The organism is Mesorhizobium sp. B2-3-15 (assembly GCF_006442875.1).
Lineage (GTDB): Bacteria > Pseudomonadota > Alphaproteobacteria > Rhizobiales > Rhizobiaceae > Mesorhizobium > Mesorhizobium australicum.
Window position 1 is genome coordinate 315797 of sequence record NZ_VFVO01000001.1, and the last position, 12798, is coordinate 328594.

Consider the following 12798-nt stretch of genomic DNA (forward strand, 5'->3'; position numbering starts at 1 on the left):
CGGTGTTGGTAAAGCCGGGCTGCACATTGCCGCCCTCCAATGGTCACGCAATGACCCGCTGGGCGACACCTTCCGGACCCATTTGGCGGTTGAGGTGGAAGGGTCACCCCAAAACGACCGTTTGCCAAATCGATGGAAGGAAAATCCATGCGCAAAGCGATAATTCTTGCAGCCGCCGCCAGCCTGATGCTGGCGGGTGCCGCCAGCGCCCAGCAGCAGCCCGCGCAACAGCCCGCCCCGACTACGCCGGCTCCAGCCGCGCCCGGCGGTCAGCAGGCCGCGCCGGCGATCCAGAGCGTCAACGTGATCGACATCAGCGAGTTGCCGAAGGACACCCAGACGCAGGTCAACCAGGTCATTGCCCAGCGTGGCGATGCCGGCCTGCAGAAATTGCGCAGTTCGATCGATGCCACCCCCAAGGTGAAATCCGCCCTCCAGGCCAAGGGCATGACGTCGGCCCAGGTGGTCGCGGCCAGCATGGAGCCGAACGGCGCGCTGACCCTGATCACCAAGAAAGCCAGCTGACGAACCGGCGCGGCGGGCCGGTATCCGGTCCGCCCACCGAACCGGAGAGGGAACCGTGACAGGGCTGGGGACGTTTCGTTTCAAAGGCCTTGAAGCAAACTGCGAAAGCGAACGATGACCCTCACCACCCTGCCCGATCCCCGATGCCATGCGCGATGGTTGCATGTCATTGCCGCGGCTGCGTTTCTGGCGGCGAGTGTCCCGCGGGCGGCGCTCAACGCGCAGGGCCTGGAAAGTCCCGAGACCGTCGACCGCATCGTCGGATCGCAAGTTAACCAGGAAGAGGCCAAGACGACCGCTGAAATCGGAAAAGTCAGTTCGGCGATCGACCGCACGCGCGAAAACATCAGCACGGTGCGCAAGACGTCCAAGCTCGACAAGGTCGATATCGTGTTCCTCACCGACGCGGCGCGCAGCGAAGGCGGCCCGCCGCCAGCCATCGAGAACAAGGTTCGGCAGCATCAGGACGATGTCACTGAGCTGCGCAAGGAGATCGAGGCCAACGCCCTGCTTTTCAATGCCCTCGATTCGCGGCGCGTCCTTGCACAGGACGTTCTCGCCGTGGAGTTCGACGATCCGGGAAAGATCGTCATCTATGCGGCCGCCAAGCCCTCGGGCTGAGCCCCACGCAGCGCTTGCGCGCGCTGGCCTTGCCGGCCACGCATAAGAAGCCCTCACAGCTTGCCCATCACCTTCTGCTGGAAGCCATGGATTTCACGCTTGCCGCCAAGCGGCACCAGCGTGACGTCCCGTTCCTGCCCCGGCTCGAAGCGCGTTGCGGTGCCGGCGGCGATGTCGAGGCGCATGCCGCGCGCCCGTTCACGATCGAATTTCAGCGCCTCATTGGTTTCGTAGAAATGATAGTGGCTGCCGACCTGGACCGGTCGGTCCCCACTGTTGGCCACTTTCAGGATGACGGTCGGCAGACCCTTGTTGAGCTCGATGTCGCCTTGAACGGGGATGATTTCGCCTGGGATCATGGGTCCTCACACGACGCCGAAGGCGAGGCCGATGCCGATCGCCGCGCAGGCGGCGCCCATGACGCGGGCCACGCCGCGGGACCTCATGCCGAGGCCAAGCCCGACGGCGATGCCGATCGCATGGAGCAGCACGGTGGCGACGGCAAAACCGGCCATATATTCGAGGCCGCCGGCATTTTCCGGCACGTCCGTGCCATGGGCATGGCCGTGCAACAGCGCGAACAGGCCGATGATGGCGACACCGGCCGAAACAGGCAGATCGACCGCCAGCGCCACCAGCAGGCCGAGCGCCACGACGGAGGCCAGTATACCCGGCTCGACGAAGGGCAGCGGCACATGGGCCGTGCCCAGGGCCGCGCCACCGAGCATGACGCCGACGAACGCCGCCGGCCAGACCCAGATCGCCTTACCGCCCTTGAGGGCCGCCCACAGACCGACGGCGAGCATCACCGTCATATGGTCGAGGCCCGACAGCGGATGCGTGAAGCCGGCCATGGCGGAGGAGGTCGTGCCGATGCCGACATGGGCGTAGGCAGGCATCGCCGCGGCCACGAGCAGGATCGCCGAGAGGCACAGGCGTTTGACAGGGATCATCTAACTTGCCTTTCGTTTTGCGGTGTCAGGCGGCCTTGCGGGGGCCGCAGCCCTCGGCCTTGAGCACGCGTTTGGTCGAAGCCGGATGTTTCTTCAGCATCGCGGCGGGGCGGATCGGCCGGGCCGTAAAATTGCCGCCGCAGTTCGGGCAGACGCCGCCAAGCACGCTTTCGACGCAGCCGGCGCAAAAGGTGCACTCGAAAGTGCAGATCCGCGCATCCGTCGCTTCCGGCGGCAGGTCCTTGTCACAGCATTCACAGTTCGGGCGCAGTTCAAGCATGTCTCTCTCCTCACCGGATCGGGTCGTGCACGGTCACCAGCTTGGTGCCGTCGGGAAAGGTCGCTTCCACCTGTACGTCATGGATCATCTCGGCAATGCCTTCCATCACCTGCGCGCGGCTGACGACATGGGCGCCGGCCTCCATCAGCTCGGCCACCGGGCGGCCATCGCGGGCGCCCTCGACGACGAAATCGGTGATCAGCGCGATCGCTTCCGGATGATTGAGCTTGACGCCGCGCTCCAGCCGCTTGCGCGCCACGATCGCCGCCATGGCGATCAGCAGCTTGTCCTTTTCCCTTGGCGTCAGGTTCATGCGTCTTCCTGAAGTGATGCGGACACAGTCACAGTGACCATAATTTGGGCAGCCCCGCTTTTCCGTTGAGCAATCCGACGAGCGGGACCAGCCGCTGGCGCAGCTGGTAGCCGTCCTCGGCGTAAAGCCTCGCAAGAAGCTTGCCAGATGTCTTCACGGTCCAGACGCTGGCGCCACCCCGGTCGCCAATGATCTCCCTGGCCTGGTCGAGCAGGGCTTCCGCGCGCGGCGACACCAGCAGCAGCGTAGCCACGGCGATCGCGCCATTTGCTATCGCCGGACGGGCCATGATGTCGGCGATATCAGGTCCGATGCGGAAATCCTCGGCGTGGATGAGGGTTCCTTCCCTGCGGATACGCCAGCGGTCGCGAAAAGTGCCCTGTGTGGCACGTTCGCCCATGGCCAGGCGGCCGAAGACGGCCGCTTCCAGCACCAGCGCCTCGGCCCCCGCGGCAAGCTCGACGTCCAACGTACGGACAAACGCGGCGCGATCGAAGACGATGGTTTCCTGCGGCAGCCAGGCGATGCTGCCGTTCTCTCCGACGGTCAGCCTGACCCGGACTTCGGCATGGTCCGATGCGGCGCGATAGACTTTTTCGCAGGCCTGGGTCGTTATCCCCGCGCTGGCATGCGGGCCGACATCGACATCCCAGCCGAGGCGGTCGCCGCCGGTCAGCCCGCCGGCGGTGTTGATCAGGACGGCCTCCAGCGGGCCGGCCGAAACATACGGCAGCCTTATCTTGGCGGAGCCGTCCTGATAGAGGCGCCGCAGCCGCGTGCGGCCGTCAATGCTGGCGCAACCTAGCCGCGCCTTGCCCGCCGCGCGCTGGGCCAGCTGACCTGAAAACCTGGTATTTTCGATCGTATCCACGCCGTCAGGTTAAGCACTGTGGCGCTTTTGTCGACATATAGCTTGTTGCTTGATGGCGTTTCCGTTTCTATAGAGGGAACCACCTTGGTACGGTCAGGCGACGCTTGGCGGAGGGATAAGGCGAAGATCGCGGCCTGATATCGAGGACAAGAAGGCGCCGTTCAGTTGGCGTCGGGAAACGACACAGTGGGGAAGAAACCGAATGGCTGACCAGCTGGCAGCGGACATCATCGAGAAGATCAAGGCCCATGCCGAGCCGGGCGGCGAGGAAATCACCACCACAACCGAATTGACGGCGCTCGGCATCCATTCGCTGGAGCTGACCGAGATCATCTTCGACCTCGAGGAGCAATATGGCATCGAGATCGAGATGAACACGGTCGACGCCTGGAGCAACCTGAAGAACGTCGGCGACATGGTCGAGGCCGTTCGCGCGCTGATCGCGAAAAAAGCCTGACCGAATGCTGAAGCGCGTCGTCATTACCGGCATCGGTGGACTGTGCGGATTGGGCACCGATGCGCAGGCAATCTGGGCCGAGATGCGGGCCGGCCGGTCGGCGATTGGCCCGATCGACAACCCCTTCCTGCACGACCTGAAGGTCAAGACCGGCTGCGAAATCAAAGCCCTGCCGGATCACGGCATCGAGCGCAAGCAACTGGTGTCGATGGATCGCTTCAGCCTGCTGGCGGTGCTAGCGGCGAAAGAAGCCATGCGGCAGTCCGGATTGGTCCCGCATGCGGACAACACCTATCGGATGGGAACCATTGTCGGTGTTGGCGTCTGCGGCTTCGAGACCGTCGAGGAGAATTATCGCGCCATCCTGCTCGAGGGCAAGAATCGCGCCGGTATCTTCACCGTTCCAAGAGTGATGCCGGGCGCCGCCGCCGGTCAGGTCAGCATGCATCTGGGTTTGCGCGGACCGGTGTTCGGCGTCACTTCGGCCTGTTCGTCGGCCAATCATGCCATCGCATCGGCGGTCGACCAGATCAGGCTCGGGCGCGCCGACGTGATGGTGGCCGGGGGCACCGATGCGCCGCTCGTGTGGGGCGTGCTGAAGGGCTGGGAGGCGCTGCGTGTGCTTTCGCCCGACACATGCAGGCCGTTCTCGGCCGACCGCCAGGGGCTGGTGCTGGGCGAAGGCGCCGGCATGGCGGTTCTGGAAAGCTACGACCATGCGATGGCACGCGGCGCCACCATTTTGGCTGAAATCGCCGGCGCCGGCCTTTCGGCCGATGCCTCCGATATCGTCGCGCCGACCGTCGAGGGGCCGGAAGCGGCGATGCGCTTCTGCCTGGCGGATGCCGGGCTCAATCCCGAAGACATCGACTACCTTAACGCGCACGGCACCGGCACCAAGGCCAACGACCAGATCGAAACCCTCGCGATCAAGCGCGTCTTCGGCGACCATGCGCGCGCGCTATCCGTCTCCTCGACCAAGTCGATGCACGCGCATTGCCTCGGCGCCTCGGGCGGGCTGGAGATGATCGCCTGCGTCATGGCGATCCGCGAAGGCGTCGTGCCGCCAACGGCGAATTACCGCGAGGCCGATCCCGACTGCGATCTCGACGTGACGCCGAATGTCGCGCGCGAGCGCAAGGTGCGCGCCGCCATCAGCAATGGCTTTGCCTTTGGCGGCACCAATGCCGTGCTGGCCTTCAAGGCAATCTGACCCCGGGCGGTTACCACCGGCCGGGCGGTCACCACCTGGCCGCGCGGTCACCACCGTTCGCGCGGTCCGAATTGGGTGACTGTCCGTGCGTGGTGAAAGCGGCGCCGCCATATTGATCCGGCCTCGCCGCAGCCCTAATTCTTGGCCGACCCGCCAATATCGCGCCGCTTGGTGCGCATCCCCCCGATCAGGAGTTCCCGATGGCCGACCTGTCCGCCTTTCCGATCGCAAGCCGCTGGCCGGCCAAGCATCCGGACCAGATCCAGCTCTATTCGGCAACGACGCCGAACGGCGTGAAGATCTCGATCGCGCTGGAGGAAATCGGCCTGCCCTATGAGCCGCACCTGATCAACATCGGCAAGAACGAGAGCTGGACCCCGGAATTCCTGTCGCTCAATCCCAACGGCAAGATCCCGGCGATCATCGATCCCGACGGACCGGACGGTGCGCCGATCGGCCTGTTCGAATCCGGTGCGATCCTGCTCTACCTGGCGGAAAAGACCGGCCTGCTCATGCCTGTCGACGCGGCGCGGCGCTACGAGACGATCCAGTGGGTCTTCTTCCAGATGGCGGCGATTGGGCCGATGTTCGGCCAGGTCGGGTTCTTCCACAAATTCGCCGGCCGCGAGATCGCCGACAAGCGGCCGCTGGAGCGCTACCGCGACGAATCGCGCCGCCTGCTCGGCGTTCTCGACGTCAGGCTGAAGGGCCGCAAGTGGATCATGGACAATGACTACACCATCGCCGACATCTCGCTGCTCGGCTGGGTGCGCAACCTGATCGGCTTCTACGAAGCCCGCGATCTGGTCGGCTTCGACGATTTCGCCAATCTGGCAGCCTGGCTGGAGCGAGGCCTGGCGCGGCCGGCGGTGCAGAAAGGCCTGACCATTCCGGCGCGAGGCTGAACCCGTCAGCCCACGGGAAGAGCGGCCTACTTTGCTTTCGCCTTGGGTCCGCCCCTGCCGACCACGGAGGCGGCAAGGGATGCCACGCCACGCGCCGTGGCCACGACCGCGCCAGCGGCGACATTGGCCGCGGTGCGAACCTTCGAGCCGCCGCCTGCTTTCGAGCCGCCGGCCACGGCCGGCTTCTTCGCCTGGGCGGGCTTGGCGGCCGATTTCGGCGTGGCCGCTTTCGACCCTGGCACGACTTTTTTCGGCGCCGCCTTGCCGAAGGCCTTCGCATCCTTGGAGCGCTGGGCGATCGCCGGGCCAGCCCCGGCCGTCGACCGCGGCGCTCTCGGTTGTGCTGACTTGCCCCTGGCGGGCTTTTTTGCGTTTGTTGCCATCGGACGGAATCCCTCTTCTGGCATGATTGCCTGATCGGGATAACGCGTTGTAAGTCTTAAGGTTCCCGCCGAAAAATACTGAAAATTAACCGGGTTGACCAAAGACCAGGTCGGCCGCCCGGCGCCGCGCAAGCACGCGTTCGATGTTGGGCATGTCGTTGGAGGCGATCCAGGCGCGCGCATCCGCGTCGGAACGTCCATGCTCGTGCCAGCGTTCCATCAGGCGGCGTTCGAGCTCGTTGCGCGGCACGTCGACGAAGATCGAGAAATCGAACAGCGGCGCCAGGCGCGACCACGGCTCCTCGTCGAGCAGCAGGTAATTGCCTTCCACCAGGATGAACTTGGTCTCGGCGCCGACAATCGCCGCGGCGGCGCGCGACAATTCCATGCCGCGGTCGAACACCGGAATGGCAATCTCGGCCTCGCCGGCGCGGATGCGCTTCAAAAGCGTCTCGAAGCCGCCAAAGTCGAACGTGTCGGGCGCGCCCTTTCGCGCCCGCAGACCGCGCCGCTCGAGCACGATGTCGTCATAGTGGAAGCCGTCCATGGGCACGACCTCCACCGCGCCTTCCGGCAAAAGGTCATGCAGGCTTGCCGACAGTGTCGACTTGCCGGCGCCCGGCGGCCCGGCAATGGCGACGATGAAGCGATTTGCCTTGCCGGCACGCTTGAAGATGGTGGCGGCGAGGTGGGCGATTTCGGACATTTTTCGGCTCCTTCCGCGGATTTTGGACGCATCTTGTCGGCGGTCGCTTGAAATTTCAAACCGCGATTTGCACGATTTAGAGCGACCGGTTGTGGAGTCAGCAGTGGCGACTGCGATTAGTCCCTTGCGGCTTTGTCTTCAGCGCGCCGCTGGCTGGCCGATACGCAGAAATTCGCTATCGAACGGGACCTCCGATGCCGCGGCGCCAGCCAACCGCAGGTGGCCACCCGCCGTGGTGATCGCGCGCGGAGGCCCGCCACCCGACAGGGGCAACGCACCGATGACATGGCGGAACGAGACGCGATCCTGGCCGAGCGCGAACGCGGTCGCCACGCCCTCGCGCTTCAGCCAGTTGTCGCCCAGCGAGGCGGCGTGGCCGACCGCGGTGCGCCCATCCTCGATGCCGAGCACGCCGAGATGGCGGCCGCTCCACGGCGCGTAGTCGCGCCCGCCATTGCTGAACCAAAGCATGGTAACAGGCAGTTCGGCCGGGTTCTTCAGCACCAGCACCAGATCGTCCTCGGCCTGGCGCGCCAGCGCGGTCCAGCCCGGCCCGCCATGGTCGGCCTCGACCAGGGTGAGGAAATCCTCGCGCCGGTCATCCATGCGGTAATCCGCCAGATCGAGCGTGCCGCCGCCGGCAGCGGGGAAATGCCCGAGGTCCGAAGACCGACCGGGGTAGGCCAGCATGAAGCGGCCGCGCGCGGGGTCCGGCTCCAGCGGATCGGCTGGCGTGGCGGCAAACCGCTTCGGCGAGAAAGCCAGCCTGCCGCCGCCTTTCATTGCCGTCATCGGGTGATGGGCGACCGAGATCGCGCCGGACCCGCCGGAAAACACATGTTCCTGGTAGAGAAAAGGATGGTCGTCGCGCAGCGTGAAAATCTTGTCGACGCTGGCGCCCATCACCTTGTGGCGCAGCCGGAAAACCGCGCGCCAGCCGCCATCCGTGGCGCCGCTGTCGACCACATCCCAGGCGCTGTTGGCCGGCCAGCCATGCAGCGGCGCCTCCTCGACATCGCTGCGCGAAAACGGCGCGCACAGAAAGTCGCCGGAGAGCCGGACGGTGCCCCGCGGCAGGTCTGGAGGCAGCGTCTCGCCCGCGTCGACCCAGGGTGCGCGGTGCAGCGGCTTCAATCGGCGCGCGCCGCTCTCGATGATCATGTCGGCGATGTGGCCGACCGTGAGGTCGAGCGAAACCGAAATGCCCTTGGCGTTGATCGTGACTGTATCCATGGCTCTCTCACCCGAATCCGAAGGGTGCCAAGAAGAACCCGTTCGGCGCACCGCGCAAGCGCGCGGGCGCGTATTTTGCATCGGTTTCGCGCTCGCTTCGTCGGAAAATGCCAGCCCTATTGCCGCTTGTAGTCCCGCACCGGCGATTTCGTCCCGTCGGTATAGGTCACCTGCACCGACATCGAGGTCACGCCTTCGGCGACCTTGAAATAGGGCTGGAAATCATCGGGGATGGCGTAGGGATCCCTGGCATTGCAGGGCGGCATGGGAAGGGTCTTGTCGAGCGCGGCACCATTCAGGCTGTAATGCACTTCCTTGATGGCGCAGCGGTAGGACAGCATCTGCGTGAAATAGACCAGCCCATGATTGCCGCTGGCGTCGAAGGCGATCCATGAGGTCCAGAACTGGTCGAGGATCTGCTTGTTGCCCTGTTGCAGGGCGGCATCCGGGTCGAAGCCTATGTCGAACGGGCCTGTCTCGCGCCCCCTGATGTCGAGGTATTTGATCGCGATCGTGGTCTGCGCCGTGCTGTCGGGCAATTCGAAGCTCGGATTGGGCATCGGCTTGCCGGTTCGCTGGTCGTTGAGCGCCAGCAGGCCGGTGTCGGTGAAGGGACCGCTGCCGCCAAGACGCCAGGATATCGCGGTCGCCGGCTCGGGCAGCGAAATGGTCATCGACCAGCCCTGGTTGGAACGCATCGGCGTCAGCGACGGCGCAAAGCGGGCGGGGTCGAGCACGTCGCCAAGGGCCGCCAGCCGGCCGCGGCCGCGGTCCAGCCAGTCGGCAAGCTGGGTCTGGTCGACGAAATATCCGAGCAGCCCGCCATCCTTCTCGTAAGAGACGAACTTGGTCAGCGCCTGGGCTTCGCTGCGCTTATCGGCCAGCGTCTGGCTGCCGAGCCGATCCTCCGAGAACTCCTGCGCCAACAGGAAATAGGCCGGCGCATAGTCCGGATTGGCCACGATGAAGGCGTTGAGCTTGTCGAGCCGCTGGGTATCGTCGAACTGCAGCAGGTGGACGAGCTTGATCGATGGCGCCTTGGCTTTCTCCGCGAGCTGGCCGAACACCTCGCGGGCGCCGGCCTTGCCATCCTGGACCCGCAGAAGTGTGGCAAAGCGCGTATAGGGGTCGATGGCGTCGACATCGAAGCCGGCAAAGGCGAGGTAGGAGCGCCGCGCGTTGAGCATGTCGCCCGAGAGCTCGTAGACGCGGGCATTGTGGTAGAACTCGTCCGGCCGCTTCGGCTCGGCGATGGCGCCGCCTTGCGCGGCCAAGGTGGCAAACCCCTTGGCTATCGTGTCGATCGAGGCGGCGATCTGCTCAGTCGTCGCCTGAAGCTTTTCGGCCTGGGCCACTTGCTGCTGCTGGCCGCCCACGAGTGTCTCGGTGGTTTGCTTGACCGCTTCGACGGTCCTTTGCGTCGCGGCGCCTTGGGCCGCTTGCTGCTGCTGGGCGGAGGCGATCTGATCGGTTTTCTGGGCAACCGTGTCGGTCGATTTCTTGACCTCTTCGACGGTCTTCTGGGTTTGCGTGACCGTCTGCTCGATCCTGGCCACCTTTTCGGCGACGATGCCCATCGACTGCTGCAGTTGCGCGACCGCCGGCACCAGGCTGGCGATGATGCCGTTCTGCGAATTGGTCTCCTTCTGCACGGCGTAGACGCCGCCGGCAACCGCCGCCGCACTGGTGGCGAACACCAGCGCCGGCAGCGCCTTGGCCGCCAGCACGAGCCTGAGCACGATGGCAATGGCGATGATGACGGCCGCGATCGAGGCAGCCAGCGCGATATAGGCGGCGAACGGCGCCAGCGGGTTGAGGATGTCGGAAACGGCGCCGCCGATGAAGGCGATGCTGCCGGCCCATTTGCCGGTGCGGCTGAGCGACGCCCTGATCAATGACGGCGCGGCGCCAGCCCCAATGTCAGCCATTTTGCGAGCCCCCCTGCCGCCAGATGCCACGCTCCTTCCCACGGGAAACGCTGCTTTGGCAAGGAAAGACAGGAAACGGGCGATTTCGGGGCGGTGGCAAGGCCTGGTTCCTCTTCCCCGCTTTGGCGGGTGGGGAAACAGGTCGCGCCGGCACTCGACATTCCCGGGGCTAACCGGCATTAACCAAATGGACGCACCCGCCGCGTTACGTTAGCTTCGCCTTATCTCAGCAACAGCATCGCCAGAACAGTCCAGCCCTTGTCCTTGCCGCGTCTCTTTCCGCTCTTCCAGAAAATCCTGGCTGTCCTGGCCCTGGCGGCCCTGACGGCCGGCTGCTCGACCACGGCCCCGCCCGACAGCGTTCTGGCCGTGCCGGCGCCGCCGCAGAAATACGCGGCCATCGTCGTCGACGGAAAGAGCGGCAAGCAGCTGTTCGAGGTCAATTCGACGGCGCAGCGTTATCCGGCCTCGCTGACCAAGATGATGACGCTCTATCTGCTGTTCGAGGCGATGGAGACCGGCCGCGTCACCAAGGAAACGCAGATCCCGGTTTCCGACCACGCCGCCTCGCAGCCGCCGACCAAGATGCGTTTCCGGCGCGGGGAGACGATCGATGTCGATTCCGCCGTCCGCGCCATCGTCGTCAAATCGGCCAATGACGTGGCGGTGGCGGTGGGCGAATATCTCGGCGGCTCTGAAGACCAGTTCGCCGCCATGATGACATCCAAGGCGCGCCAGCTCGGCATGAGCAGCACCACCTTCCGCAACGCATCGGGCCTGCCCGACGACGGCCAGATGACGACCGCCCACGACATGGCGGTGCTCGGCATGTCGCTGCAGCGGCGCTTCCCGCAGCACTTCCATTATTTCTCCGAAAGCGACTTCATGTTTCGCGGCCGGCTGGTGCGCGGCCATAATGACATGCTCGGCCGCGTGCGCGGCGTGAACGGCATCAAGACAGGCTATATCAGGGCTTCCGGCTTCAACATCGTCACCTCCTACGATGCCGACGGCCGCCAGCTGATCGTGGTGGTGATGGGCGCCGACAGTGCCCGCCAGCGCAACGACCATGTCGAAGCGCTGATCCAGCGCAGCCTGTCGCCCACCATGGCCGACACCAAGACCAGGCTGATGTTCGCCGAACAGCAGTGAAGTGAGGCGTGATCCGCGCAGCGGACAAAAAGCCACTTGCCTGGCTTTTTGAACGATGAACGGTGAAGACACGGTCCGCCCTTGGGCGGACGCCGACCCAAGTCGTGCCTTGGTCACTGTAAAAACCTCACAGCCGGCTACCATCTTGCGACTGTCACGCAATCGTGCGGAAGACGTGGCATAGGCTGCGAAATCCGACAGTGGATAAGCGCCGTCGCCTCAGCGTATCCTAACTTACAGCGCAGGAGCCCATCATGAGCACCGTTCCCAAGGCATCCGAGCAGAAGTCGGCCGACAATGAGAACGACAGCGGCGGCGAATATTTCGAGGCGCCGACCACGCAAGAGGATTTGCACGAGGTTTCCGACGAGCATTTCGACACGCCCGAAGTGCCGGACTCCGAACCGTCAGGCCCCGGCGCATCACGGCTGAAGCCGAAGAAAAAGCCATCGGCGATCTCGGGCCGCAAATTCCGCAAGCGCGACCTTGTGCGCATCGACACGCTGCGCCCGAGCCTCGCCGACCGCATTCATTCGGACCACCCCGACCTGCCCAAGGGCGCGCGCATCAGCCGCGAGGAGCTCGGCCGCTACCGCATGCGCTACATGGAGGAGCTCTTACAGCAGGAGCACGGCGAATTCTCCGAGCTCGACCGCCAGGTGGTGGAATCGATCGCCCGGCAGGACACGATCTCGGAGAACAGTGAAGAAGAATTCGAGGAGCACCGCTCCTTCGCCGACCGCGTTTCCGACAACATGGCCGCATTCGGCGGCAGCTGGTGGTTCCTGATCTCGTTCGCCAGTGTGCTCCTGGTGTGGATCGGCATCAACCTGATCGCGGGCATGGCGGGCGCCTTCGACCCCTACCCCTTCATCCTGCTCAACCTGCTGCTCTCCTGCATCGCCGCCGTCCAGGCGCCGATCATCATGATGAGCCAGAGACGGACGGAGGCCAAGGATCGGCTGCGCTCCTTCAACGACTACCGCGTCAACCTCAAGGCCGAACTGGAAGTCCGCCACCTGCACGAAAAGCTCGACTACCTCATCTCGCGGCAATGGACGCGGCTGGCCGAGATGCAGCAGATGCAGCTCGATGCCATGCATGAGCTGGCGAGCGCCAAGAAGGCAAAGCGGGCGGTGCGCGGGCGGCGGGCGGTGAAGAGCCCGGTAGAGCAGTGAAGGGGTGAGGAGTGGTCCGTGTAGCGGACGAAAAGCCAACTGCTTGGCCTTTCGAGCTTCGAACGCCCTGAGCCTGCGAA

General features: G+C 64.9%; 16 protein-coding genes. 7 read left to right on the top strand and 9 right to left on the bottom strand.

From position 1 onward, the window contains the following. Positions 1–147: 147 nt before the first annotated feature. Complete coding sequence (locus FJ954_RS01535; protein WP_140615327.1) at positions 148–525, top strand: hypothetical protein; 378 nt, start codon at positions 148–150, stop codon at positions 523–525. Between the two features lie 114 nt (positions 526–639). Continuing rightward, positions 640–1146: a hypothetical protein gene (locus tag FJ954_RS01540; protein WP_140660195.1), complete on the top strand. Its 507-nt coding sequence runs from the start codon at positions 640–642 to the stop codon at positions 1144–1146. A 53-nt stretch (positions 1147–1199) separates the two neighbouring features. Here the strand turns inward: FJ954_RS01540 and FJ954_RS01545 are convergent, their stop codons facing one another. From FJ954_RS01545 to FJ954_RS01565, 5 genes are read right to left on the bottom strand one after another with little or no spacing between them, the layout of a single operon-like run. Then, positions 1200–1505, bottom strand: a complete 306-nt coding sequence (locus tag FJ954_RS01545; RefSeq protein ID WP_015314507.1) for an urease subunit beta — start codon at positions 1503–1505, stop codon at positions 1200–1202. Between the two features lie 6 nt (positions 1506–1511). Continuing rightward, positions 1512–2099 carry a HupE/UreJ family protein gene (locus tag FJ954_RS01550; protein ID WP_140660196.1) on the bottom strand — a complete coding sequence of 196 codons (588 nt, stop codon included), beginning with the start codon at positions 2097–2099 and terminating at the stop codon, positions 1512–1514. Positions 2100–2124: 25 nt separating this feature from the next. Further along, positions 2125–2379 (bottom strand): DUF1272 domain-containing protein, encoded by a 255-nt coding sequence (locus tag FJ954_RS01555; protein WP_140660197.1) that lies wholly within the window; start codon positions 2377–2379, stop codon positions 2125–2127. Positions 2380–2389: 10 nt separating this feature from the next. Further along, positions 2390–2692: an urease subunit gamma gene (locus tag FJ954_RS01560; RefSeq protein WP_140660198.1), complete on the bottom strand. Its 303-nt coding sequence runs from the start codon at positions 2690–2692 to the stop codon at positions 2390–2392. A gap of 28 nt (positions 2693–2720) precedes the next feature. Next, positions 2721–3563, bottom strand: coding sequence for an urease accessory protein UreD (locus FJ954_RS01565; RefSeq protein ID WP_140660199.1), 843 nt, complete (start codon positions 3561–3563; stop codon positions 2721–2723). A gap of 202 nt (positions 3564–3765) precedes the next feature. Between FJ954_RS01565 and FJ954_RS01570 the strand changes: the two genes are divergently transcribed. From FJ954_RS01570 to FJ954_RS01580, 3 genes are all read left to right on the top strand, one after another. Next, the gene (locus FJ954_RS01570) at positions 3766–4020 is read left to right on the top strand and encodes an acyl carrier protein (protein WP_015314512.1); all 255 of its coding nucleotides are present in this window, start codon (positions 3766–3768) and stop codon (positions 4018–4020) included. A 4-nt stretch (positions 4021–4024) separates the two neighbouring features. Beyond that, complete coding sequence (locus FJ954_RS01575) at positions 4025–5233, top strand: beta-ketoacyl-[acyl-carrier-protein] synthase family protein (RefSeq protein WP_015314513.1); 1209 nt, start codon at positions 4025–4027, stop codon at positions 5231–5233. A 200-nt stretch (positions 5234–5433) separates the two neighbouring features. Beyond that, the gene (locus tag FJ954_RS01580) at positions 5434–6138 is read left to right on the top strand and encodes a glutathione S-transferase N-terminal domain-containing protein (RefSeq protein WP_140615337.1); all 705 of its coding nucleotides are present in this window, start codon (positions 5434–5436) and stop codon (positions 6136–6138) included. 26 nt (positions 6139–6164) lie between these two features. Here FJ954_RS01580 and FJ954_RS01585 read toward each other — a convergent pair whose 3' ends face one another. The 4 genes from FJ954_RS01585 to FJ954_RS01600 all read right to left on the bottom strand — a co-directional run bounded on the left by FJ954_RS01585 (position 6165) and on the right by FJ954_RS01600 (position 10388). After that, a complete protein-coding gene (locus FJ954_RS01585; RefSeq protein WP_140660200.1) occupies positions 6165–6521 on the bottom strand; it encodes a hypothetical protein in 357 nt (118 codons plus the stop codon). An 85-nt stretch (positions 6522–6606) separates the two neighbouring features. Continuing rightward, on the bottom strand, positions 6607–7227 hold the full coding sequence (locus FJ954_RS01590; RefSeq protein ID WP_140660201.1) for a nucleoside triphosphate hydrolase: 621 nt from the start codon (positions 7225–7227) through the stop codon (positions 6607–6609). Positions 7228–7365: 138 nt separating this feature from the next. Next, positions 7366–8460, bottom strand: a complete 1095-nt coding sequence (locus FJ954_RS01595; RefSeq protein WP_140660202.1) for a hypothetical protein — start codon at positions 8458–8460, stop codon at positions 7366–7368. A 116-nt stretch (positions 8461–8576) separates the two neighbouring features. After that, positions 8577–10388, bottom strand: a complete 1812-nt coding sequence (locus tag FJ954_RS01600) for a methyl-accepting chemotaxis protein (RefSeq protein ID WP_181177728.1) — start codon at positions 10386–10388, stop codon at positions 8577–8579. Between the two features lie 258 nt (positions 10389–10646). Between FJ954_RS01600 and FJ954_RS01605 the strand changes: the two genes are divergently transcribed. Both FJ954_RS01605 and FJ954_RS01610 read left to right on the top strand, forming a co-directional pair. After that, entirely contained in the window at positions 10647–11540 is an 894-nt protein-coding gene (locus tag FJ954_RS01605; RefSeq protein WP_140660203.1) for a D-alanyl-D-alanine carboxypeptidase family protein, read from the top strand. A 254-nt stretch (positions 11541–11794) separates the two neighbouring features. Further along, complete coding sequence (locus FJ954_RS01610) at positions 11795–12718, top strand: DUF1003 domain-containing protein (protein WP_140660204.1); 924 nt, start codon at positions 11795–11797, stop codon at positions 12716–12718. Positions 12719–12798 lie beyond the last annotated feature (80 nt).